Consider the following 24805-nt stretch of genomic DNA (forward strand, 5'->3'; position numbering starts at 1 on the left):
ACTACTCTCCCTTACTAAAAGACCATGCGTTTTTTATCTGTGGTTTTAATCTTTCAAAAGTCCATGTATCATTTGTATTTTGTGGACTGTTCGGGTCATTTATTATAAAATTCCCTTGTTCATCAACCCCAACTAATACAATATAATGTCCGATTGTTGAAAAATCTCCTTTACCAACATTAACAATTATCGGTCTTCCACTTTTTAATTCGTTTTTATAAACTTGTTCATCATTTCCTACTTCTTTTACTGTTAGTCCATATTTTTTAGGAACTTCAGTAAAATATTTCCAACCGGTACCTGCTCCCTCTGCATATTCTTCATACTTTGCAAGTTCAACAGGCGTAATGGAATTATCTTTTGAAAGTCCTGAAACTACCATAGCCATACAAGTTGGGCCACAACCATTTATCGCTATATTTTCATCAGTATATTTTTTTTGTCCCCAACGTCTATCCCATTGTAAATAGTATGGAATACTTCTTTTAAAGTCAACACTTTCTCCGGTAAAATTATCTATAACTTTATTTTCTAATTTATCTTTTACAAAAAGTTTAGCAGATGGATTTCTGTAAAGCAAAGCTAAATACCCAATACTAAGTTTATTTTCGCTTTTTAAAATTTCTTTAATGTCTTTATCAGTGGTATTTTTTAACCCGTCACGAATAATCTTTTCGTTCAAAAGATTAATTTTATTTCCACCATTAACTTTAGTTGACAGCTTTTTTACATCTATTCCATTTGCATTTAAAGTTGTGTCTGTTTTGGTTGTAGTTTCTTCTTTTTTTGTTACATCAACTTTAATTTCTTTTTTAGAAAACGCAAAATTAAAAAACACAAATATCCCAAAGGTATAAAGTGCAAGAAAAACACCAAATTTTACTAACTTATTTTGTAAATTAGAATTCACTGGCTACTCCGTAATCGCAAGCATCTTCTTTGCTTGGTCGCTTGTAATTAATGCATCTATCATATCAGAAATATCTCCGTTTAAGAAACTGTCTAATTGATAAATAGTCATATTGATTCTGTGGTCTGTAACTCTTCCTTGTGGAAAGTTGTATGTTCTAATTCTTTCAGACCTATCTCCTGAACCTATTTGTGATTTTCTTGCATCAGCAATATCTTTATTTTGTTCTTCTTGGTATTTTTCATATAATCTTGACTTCAAGATTTTCATTGCTTTATCTTTATTTTTAAGTTGTGATTTTTCATCTTGACAAGTAACAACAAGCCCTGTCGGTATATGTGTAATTCTTACTGCAGAGTCTGTTGTATTTACACATTGTCCACCGTTACCACTTGCTCTATAAACGTCAATTCTAAGGTCATTTTGATTTATTACAACATCAACATCTTCAACTTCAGGTAAAACTGCAACAGTTGCAGCAGAAGTGTGAATTCTACCACTTGATTCAGTAGCAGGAACACGTTGAACTCTGTGAACTCCACTTTCATATTTTAACTTTGAATATGCTCCTTGACCTTTAACTAAGAAAACTACTTCTTTGATACCTCCGACACCTTGTTCGGAAATACTCATTATTTCAGTTTTCCATCTTTGTTTATCAGCAAACATTCTATACATTCTTAAAAGATCCTCAGCGAAAAGTCCTGCCTCATCTCCACCTGTACCGGCTCTAACTTCCATAAATACGTTCTTATCATCATTAGGGTCTTTAGGTAACAATAGGATTTTTAATTCTTGTTCTTCACTTTCGATAGATTCTTCAAGCATCGAAATTTCTTCCTTAACAAGCTCTTTCATATCCTCATCTAAGCCTTCTCTTAACATTTCCTTGTTTTCTTCAAGTTCTTTTTTATGTTTAGAATATTCTTTATATTTTTCAATGATTGGTTTCATATCTCCATGCTCTTTAGCAAGTTTTTGCCAAACATTCATATCTTTCATAATTTCAGGATCTATAATCTTTCTTTCAAGCTCCTCAAATTTTTCAATTAATAATTCTAATTTATCAAACAAAATATATCTCTCCTTTTAAATTTACAATTAATCAACCTATATTATATCACAATTTCTTTATTATAAGCAAATTAATGTAATAAAAAAGTTTTTCAACAAAAAAAGCTGTTATAAACTAATTATAAACAGCTTTTCTTTCTCTTTAATACAAAACTCTCCCCAAAAATTCGAATTAAATAATTTATCTAAAATTTTATTTAGACTTAACATTTTCAAGCATTCTTTGAATTCTTTGAACTGGAGCTTTTGAATTCATCATTCTTAATGCAGATCTAACTCCGTTAGCATCTTCTTTACTAATCGCTTGCTTTTCTTCTAATTTTTGTAATAAGCTTCTAACTTCTTCTTTTAAAGCAAAAAGTTCTTGATTTTGCATTTCTTTTTTAGTAAATGCCTCTTCAGATTGTGTTCTGGCTTTTTCAAGAATTTCCCTAACTTTTTCAACACTTTGTGCTTTATTTACTTCGTCAGTTAACATATTTCTTGTTTTGTTGTCAAGATGAGTTTTTGAAATCAAAGAAACAACTTCTTTTTTATATCTTTCTAATCTTTCAGCTTTAATTTGTTCCGGAGTTTTTACCTTAGCAGGTATTGTTACTCTTGGAGTTTTAAGCTTATTTAATAAGTTCTTTAAAGCATATTCTGATTTCATCATCTTTGATGCGTTTTTAATTGCATTAGCATCATTTTGTGATATTTTTTTGTTATTAACTGCCTCATTGGCTTTTTGTTCAATTTCAGTTCTTAAAACTGAAATATTATCGACTTGTGCATTAGTTTGTTGTGTACCAAAAGCAAATGCAAATCCACACAATACTGATACCAATCCAACTGATAATTTTCTGGAAAGATATTTTTGTTTTGTATTTGCATTTTCTCTAGATATAATTTTCATATAATCTACCCCCTAAAATATTTTTGTCACAAAAGCGACTTCGTACATTTTAAACCCCTAACCTTAAAACAACCTTAAAAATATAAACAAAATTTAAAGCAAAAAAATAGCTATGTAAAAATTTTACATAGCATATCTTCCTAATAAATTTTAAGTATGGTATTTGCGTTCTAGTTGTAAGGTCTGTTATTAGTGTGATTATATCTATTTAAATTAATTTAAAATTCAAATACTATTTTAATGTACTTCCTTTATACCATTGTATGTAAATATTATTTATATACAAAAATATTTTTTATCTTTCAAATCCCTTCCCAACTATTTTGTTGGGAAGTAGATTTAAAAATTTTGACTCTTATAGCAAAGCTAAGGAAGTGAAAGAGTCTTTAAATTTATTTGAACACTGTTTGTTCTTGAACATCAGTAGCTAATGATTCTAAAGCTAATTTTGTTCTTGAATAACGTAATTTGTATTGTTCTTCCTTACTTGTACTAGGGTCTCCTAGTGGATAAGGAATTGAGATTGTTGGAACAATTCTGTTTGTACCAACTGTCATTGCAACTGGAACTAAGTTACACATTTGTACGATAGGGATTCCCGCCTTTTCGATTTCTTTTACTATCGTTGCACCGCAACGTGTACAAGTACCTCAAGTAGAAACCATGATACAACCGTCAACTCCAGCCTCTTGAAGTTTAGCTAACATTTCTTGTCCCATTCTCTTTGCTTCTGCTTGTGTAGTTCCTGTTCCTACTGTTGAATAGAAATATTCATGTAGTTCTCCAAAAACTCCTTCATTTTTAAGGTCAACTAATACGTCCCAAGGAACGATTACATTAGGGTCAGCATCTGCAGCTGCAGGGTCAAATCCGGCATGGATTGTTTTAAACTCGCCACCTTTTAATCTTTCCATTGATGAACAGTCATAACGTCCCCATCTTGTAGCTGATGCAGATTGAATTCTATCAGGGTTATCAACAGGAACGATACCACCTGTATTTAATACGGCGATTTTAGCTTTCTTTAAATCTTTTAATGGACTTGCTATTGGTACTAAATCTTTTTTAGGAATTGGAAGTTCTGTAACATATTCTTCTCCTGCAATTTTCTTAAGTAACATATCAACTCCACGTCTTGATGCTGAAACTGGTTCTTCTAACCAAACTTGGTGTCTGATTCCTCTTTCAAAGTAACCTTCAGCTTTAGCACCTTTAGTTTCTTCTCCAGCTAATAATTTATTTACATAAAGAGCCATTTTTTCTGTATCTTTTTTAACAAAAGCAGCTGAGTTTCCACCTTCAAAAACAGGCATTTTAAGTTTAAACATTTCAACTCCAGGGTTTTCAACATGCATTGAAGTTACAACAGGAACATTGAATTTTTCTTTTACTGCCTCACAGATATTTCCACAAGCAACACCGTAACGTCCGGCTTGGAATGCAGGTCCTGCAATAAATACATCAAATTCTAAATTTTCTAACATAGCTAAGATTTCATCTATAGCATCTTGTGTGTTAGAGCCCATATAGTTATCTCCACAAATAACTGTATGAGTAATTTCAGCGTCTAATTTTGCTTGTAATGCAATACCAGGGCCTACCTTTCCTTCTTTTAATTCAGGCTTGAAATCTGCCCTATCTTCTCCACCAATACCGGCAAAGAATTGATTTATATAATGAATTGCTTTTTTCATACTTAACACCTCTTAAAATTCCTTCATAGTTTTTACAGACCATCCTGCAATAGCATCTCCACAGAACATTGCATTATTTTCCATAATTATAGAACCGTCTTCTTTTACTGATGAGCCTAAAATTTCATCAAATGCCCAACCACCTGATAAACCATCTCTTGCAAGAGCCTCAAGTTCTCCGATAACTTTCTTTCTTGGTGGTAATTTAATTAATTCAGAAACATTTCCTGAAGAAACTAATGCATTAGCTTTTTCATCTAAAACTACAAGTGGTTGTGATGCACCATCACGTCCAGTACATTCATTACTGATACCTACTGTCTTAACTCCGATATCTTCTAAAGCTACGATACATCTAATGTAGTCAGTATCAGGGTTACCATAACCTTCTTCAGTTACGATAGCAGCCTCTGCTCCTAAGTATTTAGCTATATTAGACATTATGATTGCTGAACGTTCTTTTTGGTCTAAAGCAACGTTTAAGTTTGACATTATAACTCCAACAAAGTTGATTGTCTTTCCATGTTCTTTGTAAAGTTCTCTAATTGTTGGGAAGTTTTGGAAGTCATAAGTTGACCATTTTGATGAACAAGGCATGAAACTTCCTGAAATAATTGCTCCGTCAAGAACTTCGCAAGGATTCATAAATGTTGGTACAAAGTGGTTCATATCCCAACCATAAATTAAGTCGTTATATCCCATTTCTTCCATTTGTGATTGTGGTTGCATTACTAAAACAACTTTTGGCAAACTATTTACCTTTTCGCTTCTATTTAAAACCGGATCAAATTCAAAAACTTCTGTTTCATCAGGATTTAATTCTTTTACAGTTTGTCCTAAATATTCAGCAAATTTGTGAGTTGCCCATCTAATTGCTCTATTTTTCTTTTGTTGTTCATGTCTTTCAAATTCTTCATCAGTGTCGGCAACGATACAGATATTGATTAATTGTCCGAATATTGTATATTTTTGTCCTTCTCCACACATATCAATTAAACCGTCACCAAAACTTCCCCAGTGCATACCAACACCAAGAACACTTACACCTTTAAGCGCATGAAGTTTTCCTTCTCCACAAGGAACAACTTCACCAGTTACTCCTGGGAATAAAGTTCTTCCGTCAACTCTAACTCTAGGTTCAACAGCCTCCTTAATAGGAACAATTCTGATGTCTTCCCCTGGTCTTGCGATTTCTATATCAACTTCTGTGATATGTTCGTCTTGTAAAATAAATTCACAAGCCTCTTTTTTATTAATTGTTAAAATTCCATTTTCAAAGAAAGTTTTATCTCCAAAAACTACATCTTTAACATGAAAATTACCGATTTCTAATTTCATAGAAAGCCTCCTTATTTTTTATTAAAGTTTATTATTTATTATAAATTCGTCTGTTTTCAACGCCTTTACAAGTGAATACATACTAAATAACATTATAAATGCAAATGGGAATGCAGCTATAATTGATATAGTTTGTAGCATCTTTAATCCATTTGCTGAGCCTATCATAAGTGATAGTGCAAGTGCTGATTGAACAACTCCCCAAATAGTTTTCTTTGTATTTGTTGGGTTTAAATCTCCTTCTTGTGATAACATTCCTAAAACGAAAGTTGCAGAGTTTGCAGATGTAATGAAGAATGTGAAAAGAAGAATTATAGCAACAAATGATAAAATAGCTCCAAGTGGTATATTGTTCATAACAATGAAGAATGCTGTCGCTGAACTCTTACTTGCCTCAAGTAAAACTTCTCCGGCTGTTGCAAAGTCAATTCCGGCAAAAATTGAGAACCAAATGAACGATACGATTGTAGGCACTAACATAACACCTGCAATAAATTCTTTTATAGTTCTACCTTTAGAAATTCTTGCAATGAAGATTCCTGTAAATGGAGCCCAAGCAATCCACCATGCCCAGTAGAATACTGTCCAATCTCCAAACCAAGAACTTTTTCCAAAAGCTCCAACTTCTAATGAATTTTGAATGAAGTTTTGAATATAAAGTCCTGTTCCTTCAACAAAAGTTCTTAAAATCTTAACAGTTGGCCCAAACAAGAACGAACCTGCAAGTAAAACTACAACCAAAATTAAGTTTAAGTCTGAAACAGCTTTAATTCCTTTTTCAACCCCTGAAATTGCTGTCCAAGTGTAAATCAAAGTAATTGTAACAACTAAGATAATTTGAACCATTGGAGTTTCAGGAATCTTGAACATATAATTAAGTCCACTGTTGATTTGTTGAGTTCCAAGTCCTAAAGAAGTAGCCATTCCTGCTGCTGTTGCAAATACAGCTAAAATGTCGATTATTTTTCCTATTGGACCCTTAGCTCCTTTTTCTCCTAAAATAGGAATAAATATACTACTTATTAAGCCCGGTTTACCTTTTCTAAATTGCATATAAGCAAGTCCTAAACCTAATATACAGTAGTTAGCCCAAGGATGAAGTCCCCAGTGTAAAAATGATTTTGTAATAGCAAACTTAGCTGCCTCTTCTGTCATTCCCTTACCATACATTGGATTTAAATAATGACTTAATGGTTCAGAAATGCCAAAGAATACTAAACCGATTCCCATACCTGCTGAGAATAGCATAGCGAACCAAGATGAATTTGAAAATTCCGGTTTTGAATCATCTCCACCAAGTTTTATGTTTTTATACTTACTAAAAAAACCAATCCAAATTGCAAAAACAATAAATGAAGTCATAGTAAAAGTATAAAACCAGTTAAAATTAGTAGATAAGAATTTGAAAGATGCGTTACCGGCAATTTCAAATGATGATGGACTTAAAAAGCCCCAAAAAACGATTGCTAATGTCAATGCTATTGATGCATAAAACACAGTATTATTTTTTTTACTCATTTTTTTCTCCTTATTTAATTTTAAAAAATTTCTCTTAAAATACTTTTTGAATTTAAGACACAAGAAATCTGCAGAAATTTCCAATATGTGCTTTCGATACAAAATAATTATTTTTTAACTATAATCATTTTATAATCATGATTATTTTTTAATCTGAAATAAATATAACATAAAATTTAATCGTTTGCAATAGTTTTTTATTAAAAATTAATTTTAATTTTCTATTTTTTATTTTAAAGTGATATAAAATTAACAAAAATTTACAAAAATAATTTACACGAAAGACTTTTACTTAATATATTTAAAGTGTAAATTTGATATTATTTAAAACTTATGATAAAATAATACTTTGTAGAGGAGAGATAATATGACTGTTATAGATAAAAAAATGATACAAAAAACTAGAATGGTAAAATACTTTGTTGATGCCACGATAGACATAATAGAAAAAGACGGATACGAAAGTGTAACCATAAGAAAAGTTGCAGATATTGCCGGATATAATAGTGCAACCATTTATAATTATTTTGACAACTTAGAGCATTTATTATTTTTTGCATCTATGCATTATCTAAGAGAATATATAGAGGAAATTCCAATCTATATAAAATCAGCAAAGGATTCAAGAGATATTTACCTATTAGTTTGGCAATGTTACATAGACTGTGCTTTTAGAAAGCCACAAATTTATTATAAAATATTCTTTTCAAACTTAAAACAGGATTTAGAGCAATATGTAGAAAGTTATTACAGTTATTTTCCTTTAGACGTAAAAAAATATCCTAAAGTCATTAGAGAAATGCTTTTATCCAAATCTATAAAAACGAGAAGTTTTAACTTAATGCAGGCTTGTGTTGAAGAAAAAATTGTATCTGAAGATAGAGCAGAAATGATTGACAGTTTGATAATTTGTGTATTTGAAAGTATGCTTTTAAAAGTATATAGAGGAAGTATAAATTCATCTGTTGCAAAGGAACTTGTAAATAATTATATAGTTGAAATATTTGACAAAATGAGATAAGCAATTATCTCATTTTTTTATAAAAAAATGAGGGCTTAGCCCTCATTAAAAATATCATATTACTATTTTTTTTCTTCTGTTTTTTCTCCGTTAGCAGCTTTAACATTTTTTACATAGTTTTCAGCAGCTTTTCCTAATTTAATAACTTCAGCTTTATCCATTTTATCTTCTTTTACAGAAGAGATTAATGAAGCATATTTTTCTTCAATACTTTTCTTATCTGAGTCTTTTAAGTTAGGAATTGATAATTCAACAGCTTTTTGTTCTTCTAATGCTTTGATTGTAGCATTTTTTTCTTCATCAGAAGCCTTTTCCATTTTCTTTTCTTCTTTTTTGTCTTCTTTCTTTTCTTCTGTTTTTTTAGTTTCAGCCGGTTTTGATTGACAAGCAACCATTGAACCCATTAATAAAATAGCCATAGCAGAAATTAAATATTTTTTAATTTTCATATAAATACCTCCTAAAAATCTTCATTCATCAAGCATTATACTATAATAAAGTTTTTTTGTCAATCGTTTTTAAATTATTTTTTCAACAAGTTCTGCAATCTTATCTACTGAAAAACCTTCTGCAATTTCTTTCATATTTAACGCCATATATTCCACTCTTCTTCTATTTTTGTAAAACTTTTTTATTTCTTTTACAACAGATTCAACACCCTCTGCATAAACACCAATTTCTTCTTCAACAATGAAGTTTTTGTTTTCTTCTTCATGTCCCGGAATAAAGAAAGGAATTATAAGTGGAATATTTTTAACTATCGCCTCTGTAACTGTAAGTCCACCTGGCTTTGTAACCAAAATTTGATTTTCTTCCATAAGTCTTGCTATTTCGTTTGTATAACCTAAAACTTCAAGTCTGTTTTCATCGATAAATAAGCTATATTTTTTTTCTAATTTTTCTTTTAACTCTTCGTTTCTACCACAAACCATTGTTAGCTTTACGTCTTTTGCAATATCTAAAATTGGCATAATATAATCGGAAAAATCGTCTATCCCCAAAGAGCCGAATACTGTTAAAATATTAAATCCGTCTTTTTTTTCATAATGTCTGATTTTAAAGCTATCGTCTATCGGAATTCCAAAAGCGCAAATTTTTTCTTTTTTTATTCCGTCCTCAATCATTTTATTTTTAGTAAATTCACTTGCGACTATATAATAATCTACATAATCACTAAAATACATTTTGTGAGTTACATAGTCTGTGATAACTGAAATAAACGGAACATCATAATATTCTTTTTGTTTTATATGCTCCATAACCCCTATTGCAAAAACATGAGTTCCTATAACAACATTAGGCTTTTTTTCTTCCAAAATCGGCAATATCTTAGAACTTAATATATTTAAAATCGGTTTTGAAAAGACATTTTGATGCGTAGTTAAATTTGTTCCCTTGTATATAAGTCCATAAATTTCAGGTGTCTTCGTTACAATTCCTAAATATCCTCCAACAAGCAAGCTGTCCAATTTTTCAGAAATTTCTTTTAACAAATCTATTTCTTCTACTTCAAATCCTCTTTTAACAAGTTTCTCTTTAATATTATTTGAGGCTCTATTATGTCCACCACCAAATGACGCTGTTAAAATTAATGCTTTTTTCATTTTAACCCTCACTTTATAAAAAGAGTCGGAAAAATTTTCCGACTCTTAAATTCTATTCTTCTACTGTTTCAACTTCTTTAACTTCTTCAGTTTCTTTTACTGTTTCTTCAGTTTCTTTTACTGTTTCTTCAGTTTCATTAGAATCTTCTACTTCTTCAGTTTTATTTTCTTCAAGAAGTGCCTCTTCCATAAGTCTATCTTCTTCTTCCATTGTTTCATAATCAATTTCGATTGATTTATAAACTTTCATACCTGTTCCAGCAGGGATAAGTTTACCTAAGATTACATTTTCTTTTAATCCTAATAAACCATCTGCTTTTCCTTTGATAGAGGCATCAGTTAAAACTCTAGTTGTTTCTTGGAATGATGCAGCTGATAAGAAACTTTCAGTAGCAAGAGATGCTTTTGTAATACCAAGAAGTACATTATCAAATGTAGCACCCATCTTGTCTTCATTTAACATTTCTTTGTTTACAGCCTCAACTTCTCTAAATGGAACTAAACTTCCTTCTAAGAAGTTAGTATCTCCTGAAGTATCAATTCTAACCTTTGATAGCATTTGTTTAATAATAATTTCAATATGTCTATCATCGATATCTACCCCTTGGCTACGGTAAACTTTTTGAACTTCTTTAGTGATATATTCTTGAACGCCAGTTGGTCCTTTGATAGCTAAAATATCATGTGGATTTATAGAACCTTCAGTAAGCATATCACCTGCTTTAATTTCCATTCCATCTTTAACTTTAATTCTAGCTCCATAAGGGATAGCGTAAATTCTTTCATCACCATCTTCAGCTGTTACAACTATATCATATCTTTTCTTATTGTCAACTAATTTTACAGTTCCGTCTATTTCAGTTATATATGCAAGTCCTTTTGGCTTTCTTGCCTCAAAAAGTTCTTCCACACGAGGAAGACCTTGAGTGATTCCAACACCAGCGATACCACCAGAGTGGAATGTTCTCATTGTAAGCTGAGTACCAGGTTCCCCAATTGATTGAGCAGCAATAATACCAACAGCCTCCCCAATATCAACCGGATTTCCTGTTGCAAGGTTACGTCCATAACATTTTGCACAAACACCATGTTTTGCTTTACAACCTAAAACGGAACGAACTTTTAATTCAGTAATTCCAAGTTTTTCAACTTTTTCTGCAAGAACTTCAGTAATCATTTCATTTTTACGAATTAATATTTCTCCAGTAGTTGGGTTTAATACATCTTCGAATGAATGTCTCCCTACAATTCTATCTGCAAGTTTTTCAACGACAGCATTTCCGTCTTTGAAATCTTTAGCTAATACATATTCATCAGTACAACAATCATCTTCTCTAACAATTACATCTTGTGAAACATCTACAAGTCTTCTTGTTAAGTAACCAGAGTCGGCAGTTCTAAGCGCTGTATCTGAAAGTCCTTTTCTTGAACCGTGAGTTGAAATAAAGAACTCTTGAACAGAAAGACCTTCTCTAAAGTTTGCCTTGATAGGAATTTCTACGATTCTACCAGTTGCAGAACTCATAAGTCCACGCATACCGGCTAACTGTCTAATTTGGTTAATATTACCTCTGGCTCCGGAGTCCGCCATGATTGAGATACTGTTTGTAGGGTCTTGTCTTGAAACAAGTATTTTTGTAATATCTTCAGTCGCTTTTGTCCAAACGCTGATTACATATTCATATCTTTCTTGTTCAGAAACTAAACCATCTTTAAATAATTCTTCATAAGTTGCAATTTTTTCTTCTGCCTCTTTAAGAATTCCCCATTTTTCTTCCGGAACAATTACGTCATTCATTGAGATTGAAATAGCCCCAATAGTTGAGTATTTATATCCAGTTGATTTTATATAGTCTAATACTTCGGCAGTCTTGATATTTCCATGTTTTCTAAAACATTTATCTACAATTTTACCAAGCATTTTTTTATCGACAAGTTTATCAACTTCTAGTGAGAATTTATCTTTACTTCTATCAACAAAACCTAAGTCTTGTGGAATATGTTCGTTGAAGATAAATCTACCAACTGTTGATTTTACAATTTGACTTTCTCCTGTTTCTTCATCTCTATATAAAACATTAACTGTATCGTGAATTTTAACATTCTTTGTAGAATAAGCCTTAAACATTTCATCATAATCCATAAATGAACGAACAGCTTGTTCTTCAACAGTTCCACTTGTTAAATAGTATGAACCAAGTACGATATCTTGGGCAGGAGTTGTAATTGGCTTACCGTCTTTTGGAGCCAAAATATTATTTGTTGAAAGCATCAAAAGTCTTGCCTCTGCTTGTGCCTCTGTTGATAGAGGTAAATGGACAGCCATTTGGTCGCCATCAAAGTCGGCATTATATGCAGTACAAACTAAAGGATGCAATTTTATAGCTTTTCCTTCAACTAAAACAGGTTCAAACGCTTGAATACCAAGTCTGTGAAGAGTCGGTGCTCTGTTTAAAAGTACAGGGTGGTCTTTGATAACTTTATCTAAGATATCCCAAACATTTGAATTTAATCTTTCAACATATTTCTTTGCACTCTTAATATTATGAACAACTCCATCTTCAACTAATTGTTTCATAATGAAAGGTTTGAATAATTCAAGTGCCATTTTCTTTGGAAGTCCACATTGGTGGAATTTCAAATCAGGCCCTACTACGATTACAGAACGTCCTGAGTAGTCAACACGTTTACCAAGTAAGTTTTGTCTGAATCTTCCTGTTTTACCTTTTAACATATCTGATAGAGATTTAAGTTCTCTATTTCCTGCTCCCGTTACAGCTTTTCCATGTCTTCCATTATCAATTAATGTATCCACAGCCTCTTGTAACATTCTCTTTTCATTTCTCATAATGATTTCCGGAGCATGAAGTTCGATAAGTTTTTTAAGTCTGTTATTTCTATTTATAACACGTCTGTATAAATCATTTAAGTCTGAAGTTGCAAATCTTCCACCTTCAAGTTGCACCATAGGTCTTAAATCAGGTGGAATTACAGGAACAACATCAATAATCATCCATTCAGGTCTGTTTCCTGATTTTCTAAATGCCTCACAAACTTCAAGTCTTCTTGAAAGTCTGATTTTCTTTTGACCTGTTGCATCTACAAGACCTTTTTTAAGTTCTTCTGAAAGCTCATCTAAATTAATATTTTCCAAAAGTTCTTTAACAGCCTCAGCACCCATTCCAACTCTGAAATTTTCAGAACCGAATTTTTCACAAGCCTCACCATATTCACCTTCAGTTAATAATTGTTTAACATAAAGGTCAGTGTCTTTTGCATCAAGTACAACATAATTTGCAAAATATAATATTTTTTCAAGTGCTCTAGGACTCATATCTAATATAAGTCCCATTCTTGAAGGTATTCCTTTGAAATACCATATATGAGAAACTGGAGCAACAAGTTCTATATGACCCATTCTTTCACGTCTAACTTTAGATTTTGTGATTTCAACTCCACATTTTTCACATACATTTCCCTTGTATTTTATTCTCTTGTATTTACCACAATTACATTCCCAGTCTTTAACCGGTCCAAAAATCTTTTCGCAGAAAAGTCCATCTCTTTCCGGTTTTAATGTTCTATAATTTATGGTTTCAGGTTTTTTAACTTCTCCTCTTGACCAACTTCTAATCTTATCAGGTGAAGCCAAGCCAATCTTCATTGCATCAAAATTATTTAATTCCAACAAGGAGTTCACTCCCTTCCTCTATGTTATTGCTCAATATCTTCTTCTATAAATATTTCTTCTTTTTCTTCTTTTGGACTGTTCTTTCCTTTTTCATCTTTATCTTCTAAAAAGCTAAGGTCAAAGCCGTCAAATTCTTCTTCATTTCCACTTGATTTTTCATAGAATGAATCAAAGTCGAATTCTTCTTCCCCTTCTTCATCTTCATATTCTTCATTTAAAACAAGTTGAGCTTTTATTTCATCAGAATTTTCTCTAAGTTTAATTTCTTCGCCCTCTTCATCAATAAGTTTAACATCTAAACATAATGATTGTAATTCTTTCATAAGAACTTTAAATGATTCAGGAATACCCGGTTCAGGAATATTTACACCCTTAACGATTGATTCATAAGTCTTAACTCTACCTACAATATCATCACTCTTAACAGTAAGCATTTCTTGTAGAGTATGGCTTGCTCCGTACGCCTCTAGCGCCCAAACTTCCATTTCTCCGAATCTTTGTCCACCAAATTGTGCTTTACCACCAAGTGGTTGTTGAGTAACTAATGAGTATGGTCCGATAGACCTTGCGTGAATTTTTTCATCAACCAAGTGGTGAAGTTTTAACATATACATATAACCAACAGTTACAGGATTGTCAAACTCATCTCCAGTTCTACCATCTCTAAGTCTTATCTTTCCGGATTCAGGACAACCTGCAAGTCTTAACGCATCAAGTACATCAAAATCACTTGCTCCATCAAATACCGGTGTAGCAACTTTCCAACCAAGTCTTTTAGCTGCAAGTCCTAAATGAACTTCAAGCACCTGTCCAATGTTCATACGAGAAGGTACCCCTAGTGGATTAAGAACTATTTGTAATGGAGTTCCGTCAGGTAAGAATGGCATATCTTCTTGAGGCATAATTCTTGAAATAACCCCTTTATTACCATGCCTACCACACATTTTATCCCCTACATTAATCTTTCTCTTTGTAGCTACATAAACTCTAACTACTTCATTTACTCCAGGTGGTAATTCATCTCCATTTTTTCTGCTATAACATTTAACATCTACAACTATACCAGTTTCTCCGTGAGGAACTCTTAAAGAAGTATCTCTAACTTCACGAGCCTTTTCTCCAAAGATTGCTCTTAAAAGTCTTTCTTCGGCACTTAACTCAGTTTCTCCCTTAGGTGATACTTTACCAACTAAAATATCTCCTGAATTAACTTCAGCACCAATTCTGATGATACCATTTTCGTCTAAGTTCTTTCTCATATCTTCACCGATATTTATAACATCTCTTGTGATTTCTTCAGAGCCTAATTTAATTTCACGAGCTTCACATTCATGTTCTTCAATATGCAATGAAGTTAAAATATCATCTATAACAAGTTGTTCATTTAACAGCATCGCATCTTCGTAGTTATAACCTTCCCAGTTCATGAATGCCATTAAAATATTTTTACCAAGTGCAATTTCTCCATTTTCAGTTGAAGGACCATCAGCAATGATATCTCCAGCTTTAATTCTGTCATTTTCATTTACAATAGGTCTTTGGTTAATTGTTGTACCTTGGTTTGAACGTTTGAATTTAAGTAATCTATACTTATCAACAACATTATCTAAATCTCTTTTTATATGAATTTCATCACTATCAACTTTAGTAACAATTCCTGAATTTTTAGCAATAATAACAACACCACTATCTCTTGCAGCTTTATACTCAATACCAGTTCCTACAACAGGAGCCTCAGTAACAAGTAGTGGCACTGCTTGTCTTTGCATGTTAGAACCCATCAACGCACGAGTCGCATCGTCATTTTCAAGGAAAGGAATCATTGCAGTACCTACAGATACAATTTGTTGTGGAGAAACGTCCATAAGTTGAATCATATCTCTTGGATAAATATCATTTTCTCCATTAATACCACGACCACTAACTCTTTCGTTTACAAAACGACCATTTTCATCAAGTGGCTCATTAGCTTGAGCAATAATAACTTCATCTTCTTCATCTGCAGTTAAATAAACAATATCCTTTGTAGCAATTCCGTCATTTACAACACGATATGGAGTTTCTATAAATCCATATTCGTCAACTCTTGCATAAGTTGTAAGAGAAGTAATAAGACCGATATTTGGACCTTCAGGAGTTTCTATCGGACAAATTCTTCCGTAGTGGCTTTCATGAACGTCTCTAACTTCGTATCCTGCTCTATCTCTGCTAAGACCTCCAGGTCCTAATGCTGATAATCTTCTCTTATGAGTAAGTTCTGCAAGTGGATTGTTTTGGTCCATAAATTGTGATAACTGTGAAGAACCAAAGAACTCTTTTAAAGAAGCAACAAGCGGTCTAATATTGATTAAACCTTGTGGAGTTGCTAAGTCAGGGTCTTGAGTTGACATTCTTTCTCTAACAACTCTTTCCATTCTTGACAAACCAATTCTAAATTGATTTTGTAAAAGCTCTCCAACAGCTCTAACTCTTCTATTTCCTAAATGGTCAATATCATCACAAATTCCAAGACCATAGAATAAGTTAAATTCATAACTTACAGTAGCCTCAATATCATCACGAGTTATATGAGTTGGAGAAAGTTCTTTAACTCTATTTCTAACAGCTCTCTTAACTTGTGTTTCATATTCTTCGCCTTCATATTCTGATGCAGACTCTAAAATTTCCATCATAACAGGATAGTAAATTTTTTCTGAAAGTCCGTTACATTTAATATCAAAACCTAATTCAAACGCACTAATATCAACAAAGTGGTTACCAGTTACGATAATTTTCTTGTCCTCAACCTTAACGTGAACTCTCTTATATCCTGCATTTTCAATTTTTTCAGCAAGTTCTTCTGAAATATATTCTCCAACACTTGCAATCTTTTCCATTTCGCCGAATTTATCTGTTTTAAAAATATCTTCAGCTAAAATAGTTCCAACTAATCTATTTCTTAAAGCTAATTTCTTATTGAATTTATATCTACCAACTTTTGCAAGGTCATATCTTCTTGGGTCAAAAAGTAAATTATGTAATAAACTTTCTCCACTTTCAACAGTTGCCGGGTCTCCCGGTTTTAACTTTCTATAAATTTCAAGAATAGCCTCTTGATAACTCTTTGATATATCTTTTTCCAAAGTAGTATGAAGTTCTTTAATATCTCCGAAGTTTTCAATCATTTCTTCATTTGTTTCATATAACAACGCTCTAATCATAGTTGTTATAGGTAATTTTCTAGTTCTGTCGATACGAACACTAACAACACCATTAGTATCAGTATCATATTCTAACCAAGCACCTCTATTAGGAATAACTGTTGAAGAAAATAGTTTATTACCAGACTTATCAATTTCTTCCCCGTAATAAACACCCGGACTTCTAACAAGCTGACTTACAATAACTCTTTCAGCACCATTGATGATAAAAGTTCCATTGTCAGTCATTAAAGGAATTTCACCCATAAAAACTTCTTGTTCCTTAACTTCTCCGGTATTATTATTTGTCAAACGAACATCAACCTTTAGAAGTGTAGAATAGTTCATATCCCTATCCTTACATTCTTGTTCCGAATATTTTGGAGCGTTTTCTAAACGATAATTTAAAAATTCCAACTTCATAGCCTCAGAATAATCTCTGATTGGACTAACATCGTCAAAAACATCTCTAATACCTTGCTTAATAAACCAATCATAACTCTCAGTTTGAATAGCAATTAAGTTTGGAAGATCCAAAACATTTTGAATCTTTGAGTAACTAACCCTTTCTGTGATTCCATACTTTTCAGTATGTGTCATAAAACTTCACCCCTTTGAAAAATTAAAAAAGATAAAAATACATATTATCCCACTATTACATTATTATCTTTAAATTTTACCAGATTTTTTACAAAATGTAAATACCTTTTTACAAAAAAAATTGACTTTTACAAAAAAATATTTTAAAATATTCAGTTATATTTAGACAAACAAAAAAACTGCTATAAAAATTTATAACAGTTTAAATATTTTTTCTATTTTAAAATAATATTATATATCTTTTCTACAAAAGAATTTTATATAAATGATATAAAATCAATACTTTCACCACAAAAAATAGTGGTACTAAAATCCTAAATTTTATCTTTTTAGTTTTATGTCTAAATATTTGCATTGATAAAAAAGCTCCAATAGAGCCGAACAAAAAGGCTGATAACAATAAGCTATTTTCTGAAATTCTATTCTTGCCTTTTATAGCTTTTCTTTTATCAATATAAAATATTGTAAAAGATATTAAATTCATCATAAAAATTATAGAAATCAATAATTTATAGTTATATAATAAACCACCCAAAAGTAAATATAATATGAAAAAAATTCTCATATGCCCTCCACAATTCAAAAAAGTCGCAACTCAAAAGAGTTACGACCATATTTAATTAGCTTCAATTATATTTTTCAAGGTATGCCAAGCAAGAACAGCACATTTAACTCTTGCAGGCATTGTAGAAATATTTTGAAGAGCTATAGCATCCTTAAGTTTTTTTAGCTCATCACCTTCAAGACCTTCTGTAATCATTGCCAAAAATGTTTCACAAAGTTCCTTTGCTTCGTCCAAACTCTTTCCTTTTACCAAATCAATCATAAGTGACGTTGACGCTTGAGAAATGGCACAGCCAACTCCAACATAAGAGGCATCTTTTATGATTCCGTCTTCAATGTCAAGTTGTAATGTAATTTCATCTCCACAACTAGGATTATGACCTTTTTCTTCGTGAGTTGGGTGTTGTAAGTATCTCTTATTTTTAGTATTTCTACTTTCTTCTGTTATTATTTCTGTATAAATTTCTCTAATGTCCAAGATGTAATATTCTCCTTACTTCTTTTAGTTTCTCAATGAAATATTCAACTTCTTCTCTAGTATTATAGAAAGAAAAACTTACTCTACAAGTTGCATTTTCATTCAAATATCTATGCAAAGGCTCTGCACAATGATGTCCGCTTCTTATTGCAATTCCAAAACTGTCAAGTATTGAAGAAACATCATGAGGATGTGCATCTTTTACATTAAAAGCTATTACAGGACATCTATTCTCTTTTGTTGTAGTATAAGTCTTTACAAAATCTAACTTTTTCATTTCTTCAAAAGCAAAATCCATAAGTTCTTTTTCTATCTTTTCTATATTTTCAAATCCAATTTCTTCTAAATAGTCGATAGCTGTTCCAAGTGATGCAACTGCCCCAACATTTTGTGTTCCTGCCTCAAAACGACCGGCAGGTAAAAGATAAGTTGAATAATCTTCATAAACATATTCTATCATATCTCCACCAAAAAGGAATGGATTCATTTCTTTTAAAACTTCAAATTTTCCATAAAGCACGCCTACACCCATTGCACTAAGCATTTTATGTCCTGAAAAAACTAGAAAATCTGCGTCCAATTCTTGAACGTCCAATTTTTTATGTGCAACAATTTGTGATGCGTCAAGCAATACTTTTGCTCCGTTTTTATGAGCAATTTCAACGATTTTTTTAACATCAGGCATTGTAGCAACTACATTTGATGCACAAGTTATACAAACTAATTTTACTTTTTTTGAAATTTTTTCTTCAAAAGATTTCATATAAAGTTGAAAATCTTCATCAAGATAAATATAGTTAAGTTTAGCACCTGTTTTTTCAGTTAAAAATTGCCAAGTACATAAATTACTATGATGCTCCATAATGCTAAGCATTATTTCATCATCTTTTTGTAAATTTTTAAGTCCATAAGCATAAGCAACTAAATTAAGTGCCTCACTTGCATTTTTAGTAAAAATTATTTCAGTAGTTCTCTTTGCATTAAGAAAATTTTTAACTTTCTTTCTAGTTCCCTCATAAATTTCAGTCGCAGACATGCTAAGGTAATGACTACCTCTGTGAGGACTTCCATTTTGATATGAGTAATAATTTGTTATGGTATCAATAACAGCTTGTGGCTTTTGGCTTGTGGCTGCATTGTCAAGATAAATAACTTTTTTACCAACTTTTTCTTCGTTTAAATACGGAAAATCTTTTCTAATTTCAAGAACAGTTTTAGTCATATTATACCTCCGCAAGTTTTTCTGCTAAAGTTGTATAAACTCTCTTTCTTACTTCTTCATTATCTATTAAGTCGATGACTTCGGCAAATTGTGATTCTAAGATTAATCTCTTAGCATCTGACTCACTAAATCCACGACTCATAATGTAGAATAGTATATCTTCATCAATTTTTCCTGCACTTGCTGCATGAAGTCCTTCAACATCATCTTCAGTACAAAGTAGGATTGGAACTGCAACATTTCTTATATCATCAGAAAGTAATGTTACATACTCTTGTTCTGATCCTTTTGACTTTGATGAGCCACGTTTGAAGTCAATAGTCGCTCTACAAATTTTTTCTGCCTTATCAGTTAAAGCTCCTTTAACAACTAAAGCGTATTTTGTAGAATTTCCTCTTTGATTTGTAATATAATTAAAATCTAATTTTTGTTCTTTCTTACCAAAATATATTGAACTGACATTAACATTTGAATCTTTTTCAACAAGGTCGCCTATATAAGAAACATAGTTTCCTCTACCGCCTAAATCTACTTGAACGAATTCAACATTTGCTCCCTCTTTAACTTTGTAGTAAACACTTTGAATACTCAAAACATCTAAAGAAAATCTTTGAGAGATACAAATTTTTACATTACTATTTTTTCCCGCCTCAACTTCAATGATTGAATGTCTAAAGCCTTCAAAATTTTCTTTTGTAAAATAGTCCAAGTTTAAATTTAAAGTTGAATTTTCACAAGCCTTTATCTTTATAATATCAACTAATTGATTATTTTCTTTATTTAATTCCAACTCAACAACTTTATTTAGAGCATTATCTTTAGTTGAAACAAAATCCATTTCTAAATTTTTAAAAACTTTTAAAGTTTCAGTTAATTCTTTAGAAAATGAAAATTCTTCATAAGAAAAATCAAGATTTTTCTTTTCACAATTCATTAATGAATAAGCCTTTGGCTCTAAATTAGGTAGTGTTACCTCTGTATTATTAACTCTCGCCTTGTTCCAAGTATTACTTGGTATAAAATTTCCTCTCATACAGACACCCCCTAACCAATAGTTCCTTCAAGTTCAAGATTAATCAAAGCATTCATTTCAACTGCATATTCCAAAGGCAATTCCTTTGCAATAGGTTCAGCAAAGCCTCTAACAATCATAGCTTTTGCCTCTTCTTCAGGAATACCACGACTCATTAGGTAGAAGATTACATCATCATCAATTCTACCAATCTTCGCCTCATGTCCTAAGTCAATATCTGAAGTTTGAATATCTATAACCGGAATTGTATCTGACTGAGATTCTTGGTCTAACATTAAAGATTCACAAGTTACAGTTGATTTACATCCTGGACAATTTGGTTTAACACTTACAAGTCCTCTGTAAATTGCAACTCCTCCACCTTTAGAGATAGACTTTGAATTGATTGATGAGCTTGTTCTTGGAGCTGCATGAACTACTTTTGCTCCAGTATCAAGATATTGGTCTTTACCAGCAAAAGTTATTCCTGTAAATTCACTCTTTGCACCTTCTCCTCTTAACACGCTCATAGGGTATAACAAGCTTACCTTTGAGCCAAATGAACCTGAAACCCATTCAATAGTTCCGTTTTCATCAACAATGGCTCTCTTTGTATTTAAGTTATACATATTTCTTGACCAGTTTTCTATTGTAGAATATCTTAAAGTCGCATTTTTCTTTACAAAAAGCTCAACAGCACCGGCGTGAACATTTAATACATTGTATTTTGGTGCAGAACAGCCTTCAATGAAATGGCAATATGCACCTTCTTCAATAATAATTAAAGTGTGTTCAAATTGTCCGGCTCCAGGAGCATTAAGTCTAAAATATGATTGTAATGGGATACTAACATTTACTCCCTTAGGAACGTAAACGAAAGAGCCACCACTCCAAACTGCATAGTGTAATGCGGCATATCTATGGTCCTCAGGTTTTATACAAGTCATAAAATATTCTTTTATTATGTCAGGATATTCTCTTACAGCTGTTTCAAAATCTGTATAGATAACTCCTTGATTTTTCATTTTCTCAGTTAAGCTGTGGTAAACAACTTCACTATCATATTGAGCTCCAACACCTGAAAGTTCTCTTTTGTATTCAGCCTCAGGAATACCAAGTGCATCAAAAGTCCCCTTAATATCTTCCGGTAACTCATTCCAATCTTCACTCATCTTTGCATCAGGACGAATGTAAGTTGTAATTTCATTTATATCAACAGGAGATAAATCAGGTCCCCAATTTGGATTTTTAGAATTTTCAAAAACTTCTAATGCTTTAAGTCTAAATTCCAGCATCCATTCAGGTTCATTTTTCTCCTTAGAAATTTGCATAACAATATCACGAGTCAAGCCTTTTTCAGTTTTTGAATAATATCTTACCTCGTTTTTTATATCATAGACACCTCTGTCCATTTCCTCTACTTGTGTTTTTTTTCTTTCTGATGTCATAACTACACCTCTTGTTCAATCCAAGCATAACCTTCATTTTGAATTTTATCAATCAAAGATGCGTCAGATGTTTTAACTATTTTTCCATTGTATAGAACGTGAACATAATCCGGTTTAATTCTTGATAAAATCGCTCTATGGTGAGTTATAATCAAAATAGATTTATTTTCGTTTTTAAATCTTTCAACATTTTCAGAAACAATTCTAACAGCATCAATATCAAGACCTGAATCAGTTTCATCTAACATTACAAATGAAGGATTTAACATAACCATTTGTAAAATTTCTGCCTTTTTCTTTTCTCCACCGGAAAAACCGACATTCAAATATCTTTGAGAATAAGCTGTATCCATTGTTAAACTTTCCATTTTTTCTTCAAGTTCTCTTTGGAATTCAACAACACTTTCTTTTTCTCCTGTTATTGACATTCTTGATGCTCTAATAAAATTAGAAACAGTAACTCCGGGAACTTCTTCAGGATTTTGGAAAGACATAAACATACCAAGTTTTGCTCTTTCGTCAGCTCTTAATTCGTTTATATTTTCTCCTTTAAAGATTATATCTCCACTTGTAACTTCATACTTCGGATGTGCCATAATTGAGTTAGTAAGTGTTGATTTACCAGCACCATTAGGTCCCATAATAACATGAACTTTTCCCTCAAAAATATCCAAATCGATACCTTTTAAAATTTCTTTATCTCCAACATTAACATGAAGATTTTTAACCTCTAATATTTTCATATATATCTACCCCTTATAATAAGTATTTAAGCTCAGCTTATTTGTTAATACCCAAAGGGCAAGACAAATAAACTGATTATGTACAACCTTCAAATATTAAAGGCTTAAAAATTTCTAACTAATAAAATTGTCAATAGTCCGTCTTCAGAATAGGAAACAATAGCCTCATCAACCATAGAACCCAAAGTATCTATATTGGAACTATCACAACCGGTGCTACCAACCCCAACCAAAGTATCATAATAATTTTCAAACTCCGGAAGTCTTACAGAATTTGAAATTCTGTTTAACTCTTCCAAGTCCTCAGGCTTTATCTTAACATTTCCTTCAGCAATAACAACTAAAGAATCTTTTTTTATCTTAAAATCTATTCTTAAATCTTGAACTCTTTTACTGAAATAGTAATGAACAAGTCCACTAACAATTAATTTAGCACAATTTTCTTCATATTTTATAGTATTCAAAACAATTACTCTCCTTTTTCATCAAAAAATCTAGAATTTCTAATTGCCTCAAAAATCGGAACTAAAGTTGCGGCAACAAATCCACCAGAGAAACCATTATTATAAAGATTCAAACCTCCATGAAGAAGTCCTACACTTGAAACAATGGAAACGTGGCAAAAACCGGCAACCATTCCAGCAAATATTCCATATTCCCCTGCAACAGGAGCTAAGTTTGTAGCAAACAAAATCGTAACAGTTGCAGAAACACTATGTGGATCATAAATATTCAAAAAGTAGGCAATTAATGTTCCAACTAGAATTGGCAATACGTTTTTGATATGTTTACCGAAAATTCCAAACCCGAAAACAGTAAAAATTCCACCAAGAATTGGACCGTTTAAAGGCTGATTCATAAGTAAAACATAGGTAGTATATATAATTCCAAGAGTTGCCATATTAATCATACTGACACCCCTACCGTAAATATTCCCAAAATCAGATGGAGCTCTACCACTATTCTTTAATAGATTTCCTAAGTTTTTAAAACTAAAACCGTTTAAATAAAAACCTAGAGCAAAAACTATAAAGAAAAATATGTACATTATAATCGCTATTTGTAGATTTCCTTTACTAACTATATTTACATTTTTCACTTCTAAATAAAAAGATTTAAAAATACCTTGAATAAAAAGTCCTATAACACCACAAGTAAAACCGATATTATATAAACTATAACCTTGATGAAAACGTAAAAACGACGCCGAAAGAGCAGGAATAACCATTCCAATCAAAATACCAACGGCATACGAAATTAAAAAACCTTTGACAAAAGGCAATCCAATACCAAAACAAATATAACTTACAACAGGCCCTAGAGCAGTACCAAACAAACTGTTCATGGTCAAAGTATTAAATTTTAATCCCTCGATTTTACCATAAAGATAAACACCAAAAGTTATAGGAATTGTGTTAAATAAATTTTTCCCAAAAAGAGAAAATCCAAAAAGTGTAAAAAGAGCAGCTATGATTGGCCCTGTTAATAATTGCTTTCTTCTCCACAAAACAAAAGATGCCAACAACATAAGCATTCCGGCATTCAAAAATGTCGCACCAATCCCCCCTACTGACATATAGTCTGTAAGCAAATGACTCGGTGATTGTAAAATTTTAATGTAACCATCTAAAATTTCTTTAGGACTATCAAAAAACAATCCAATTAACATTGCTAAAATAGAAAATATAAATATCGCATCATATCTATAATGGTTCTTTACATATATCTTTTCTCTACTCAATACTTTCCTCCAAAATTTTCTCACATATATTGTAACATATAAAAAAAGAAATGTGAACAGATAAAGCACTTAA

General features: G+C 31.7%; 19 protein-coding genes. 1 reads left to right on the plus strand and 18 read right to left on the minus strand.

Going from position 1 to position 24805, the window contains the following annotated elements; translation table 11 throughout:
• Nucleotide 1: 1 nt before the first annotated feature.
• The 6 genes from IBJ83_RS08560 to IBJ83_RS04320 form a co-directional block, all read right to left on the minus strand.
• The gene (locus IBJ83_RS08560; protein WP_201275507.1) at nucleotides 2-910 is read right to left on the minus strand and encodes a C39 family peptidase; all 909 of its coding nucleotides are present in this window, start codon (nucleotides 908-910) and stop codon (nucleotides 2-4) included.
• 3 nt (nucleotides 911-913) lie between these two features.
• A complete protein-coding gene (gene prfA / locus IBJ83_RS04295; protein ID WP_068475125.1) occupies nucleotides 914-1984 on the minus strand; it encodes a peptide chain release factor 1 in 1071 nt (356 codons plus the stop codon).
• A 193-nt stretch (nucleotides 1985-2177) separates the two neighbouring features.
• Nucleotides 2178-2879 (minus strand): YSIRK-type signal peptide-containing protein, encoded by a 702-nt coding sequence (locus tag IBJ83_RS04300; RefSeq protein WP_201275515.1) that lies wholly within the window; start codon nucleotides 2877-2879, stop codon nucleotides 2178-2180.
• A 392-nt stretch (nucleotides 2880-3271) separates the two neighbouring features.
• The gene (grdH, locus tag IBJ83_RS04310; RefSeq protein WP_231698862.1) at nucleotides 3272-4573 is read right to left on the minus strand and encodes a betaine reductase selenoprotein B; all 1302 of its coding nucleotides are present in this window, start codon (nucleotides 4571-4573) and stop codon (nucleotides 3272-3274) included.
• Nucleotides 4574-4585: 12 nt separating this feature from the next.
• Nucleotides 4586-5911 (minus strand): glycine/sarcosine/betaine reductase component B subunit, encoded by a 1326-nt coding sequence (locus IBJ83_RS04315; RefSeq protein WP_201275519.1) that lies wholly within the window; start codon nucleotides 5909-5911, stop codon nucleotides 4586-4588.
• A 21-nt stretch (nucleotides 5912-5932) separates the two neighbouring features.
• Nucleotides 5933-7429, minus strand: coding sequence for a BCCT family transporter (locus IBJ83_RS04320; RefSeq protein WP_201275521.1), 1497 nt, complete (start codon nucleotides 7427-7429; stop codon nucleotides 5933-5935).
• A 367-nt stretch (nucleotides 7430-7796) separates the two neighbouring features.
• Here IBJ83_RS04320 and IBJ83_RS04325 point away from each other — a divergent pair, with 367 nt between their 5' ends.
• A complete protein-coding gene (locus tag IBJ83_RS04325; protein WP_201275523.1) occupies nucleotides 7797-8450 on the plus strand; it encodes a TetR/AcrR family transcriptional regulator in 654 nt (217 codons plus the stop codon).
• Nucleotides 8451-8512: 62 nt separating this feature from the next.
• On the opposite strand, the gene IBJ83_RS04330 is transcribed toward IBJ83_RS04325, so the two are convergent.
• From IBJ83_RS04330 to IBJ83_RS04385, 12 genes are all read right to left on the minus strand, one after another.
• Nucleotides 8513-8899 carry a hypothetical protein gene (locus IBJ83_RS04330; RefSeq protein ID WP_201275524.1) on the minus strand — a complete coding sequence of 129 codons (387 nt, stop codon included), beginning with the start codon at nucleotides 8897-8899 and terminating at the stop codon, nucleotides 8513-8515.
• A 69-nt stretch (nucleotides 8900-8968) separates the two neighbouring features.
• Nucleotides 8969-10054, minus strand: a complete 1086-nt coding sequence (locus tag IBJ83_RS04335; RefSeq protein WP_201275525.1) for an MGDG synthase family glycosyltransferase — start codon at nucleotides 10052-10054, stop codon at nucleotides 8969-8971.
• A 52-nt stretch (nucleotides 10055-10106) separates the two neighbouring features.
• The gene (gene rpoC, locus IBJ83_RS04340; protein WP_269902520.1) at nucleotides 10107-13745 is read right to left on the minus strand and encodes a DNA-directed RNA polymerase subunit beta'; all 3639 of its coding nucleotides are present in this window, start codon (nucleotides 13743-13745) and stop codon (nucleotides 10107-10109) included.
• A gap of 23 nt (nucleotides 13746-13768) precedes the next feature.
• Nucleotides 13769-17524, minus strand: a complete 3756-nt coding sequence (gene rpoB / locus IBJ83_RS04345) for a DNA-directed RNA polymerase subunit beta (protein WP_201275526.1) — start codon at nucleotides 17522-17524, stop codon at nucleotides 13769-13771.
• Nucleotides 17525-17768: 244 nt separating this feature from the next.
• Nucleotides 17769-18089, minus strand: coding sequence for a DUF1294 domain-containing protein (locus tag IBJ83_RS04350; protein WP_231698863.1), 321 nt, complete (start codon nucleotides 18087-18089; stop codon nucleotides 17769-17771).
• Between the two features lie 51 nt (nucleotides 18090-18140).
• The gene (gene sufU / locus IBJ83_RS04355) at nucleotides 18141-18566 is read right to left on the minus strand and encodes a Fe-S cluster assembly sulfur transfer protein SufU (RefSeq protein ID WP_201275527.1); all 426 of its coding nucleotides are present in this window, start codon (nucleotides 18564-18566) and stop codon (nucleotides 18141-18143) included.
• Entirely contained in the window at nucleotides 18556-19788 is a 1233-nt protein-coding gene (locus IBJ83_RS04360) for a SufS family cysteine desulfurase (protein ID WP_201275528.1), read from the minus strand. The genes sufU and IBJ83_RS04360 overlap by 11 nt, the downstream gene beginning before the upstream one ends.
• Nucleotide 19789: 1 nt before the next feature.
• Nucleotides 19790-20821, minus strand: a complete 1032-nt coding sequence (locus IBJ83_RS04365; RefSeq protein ID WP_068475080.1) for a SufB/SufD family protein — start codon at nucleotides 20819-20821, stop codon at nucleotides 19790-19792.
• 11 nt (nucleotides 20822-20832) lie between these two features.
• Nucleotides 20833-22248: a Fe-S cluster assembly protein SufB gene (gene sufB, locus IBJ83_RS04370; RefSeq protein ID WP_201275529.1), complete on the minus strand. Its 1416-nt coding sequence runs from the start codon at nucleotides 22246-22248 to the stop codon at nucleotides 20833-20835.
• Between the two features lie 2 nt (nucleotides 22249-22250).
• Nucleotides 22251-22991: a Fe-S cluster assembly ATPase SufC gene (gene sufC, locus IBJ83_RS04375; RefSeq protein ID WP_068475075.1), complete on the minus strand. Its 741-nt coding sequence runs from the start codon at nucleotides 22989-22991 to the stop codon at nucleotides 22251-22253.
• A 104-nt stretch (nucleotides 22992-23095) separates the two neighbouring features.
• The gene (locus tag IBJ83_RS04380) at nucleotides 23096-23455 is read right to left on the minus strand and encodes a hypothetical protein (RefSeq protein ID WP_201275530.1); all 360 of its coding nucleotides are present in this window, start codon (nucleotides 23453-23455) and stop codon (nucleotides 23096-23098) included.
• A gap of 5 nt (nucleotides 23456-23460) precedes the next feature.
• Nucleotides 23461-24732, minus strand: a complete 1272-nt coding sequence (locus IBJ83_RS04385) for a DUF1576 domain-containing protein (RefSeq protein ID WP_201275531.1) — start codon at nucleotides 24730-24732, stop codon at nucleotides 23461-23463.
• Between the last annotated feature and the right edge of the window lie 73 nt (nucleotides 24733-24805).

This window comes from Parvimonas parva, assembly GCF_016552165.1.
GTDB lineage: Bacteria > Bacillota > Clostridia > Tissierellales > Peptoniphilaceae > Parvimonas > Parvimonas parva.

Excerpts from the sequence above, each read along its gene's own strand:
- IBJ83_RS04300 (WP_201275515.1), bottom strand. The coding sequence starts at position 2,879 with ATGAAAATTATATCTAGAGAAAATGCAAATACAAAACAAAAATATCTT.
- sufC (WP_068475075.1), bottom strand. The coding sequence starts at position 22,991 with ATGAAAATATTAGAGGTTAAAAATCTTCATGTTAATGTTGGAGATAAA.
- IBJ83_RS04350 (WP_231698863.1), bottom strand. The coding sequence starts at position 18,089 with ATGAGAATTTTTTTCATATTATATTTACTTTTGGGTGGTTTATTATAT.
- IBJ83_RS04320 (WP_201275521.1), bottom strand. The coding sequence starts at position 7,429 with ATGAGTAAAAAAAATAATACTGTGTTTTATGCATCAATAGCATTGACA.
- IBJ83_RS04315 (WP_201275519.1), bottom strand. The coding sequence starts at position 5,911 with ATGAAATTAGAAATCGGTAATTTTCATGTTAAAGATGTAGTTTTTGGA.
- IBJ83_RS04360 (WP_201275528.1), bottom strand. The coding sequence starts at position 19,788 with ATGACTAAAACTGTTCTTGAAATTAGAAAAGATTTTCCGTATTTAAAC.
- sufB (WP_201275529.1), bottom strand. The coding sequence starts at position 22,248 with ATGACATCAGAAAGAAAAAAAACACAAGTAGAGGAAATGGACAGAGGT.
- rpoB (WP_201275526.1), bottom strand. The coding sequence starts at position 17,524 with ATGACACATACTGAAAAGTATGGAATCACAGAAAGGGTTAGTTACTCA.
- IBJ83_RS04365 (WP_068475080.1), bottom strand. The coding sequence starts at position 20,821 with ATGAGAGGAAATTTTATACCAAGTAATACTTGGAACAAGGCGAGAGTT.
- IBJ83_RS04325 (WP_201275523.1), top strand. The coding sequence starts at position 7,797 with ATGACTGTTATAGATAAAAAAATGATACAAAAAACTAGAATGGTAAAA.
- IBJ83_RS04330 (WP_201275524.1), bottom strand. The coding sequence starts at position 8,899 with ATGAAAATTAAAAAATATTTAATTTCTGCTATGGCTATTTTATTAATG.
- IBJ83_RS04335 (WP_201275525.1), bottom strand. The coding sequence starts at position 10,054 with ATGAAAAAAGCATTAATTTTAACAGCGTCATTTGGTGGTGGACATAAT.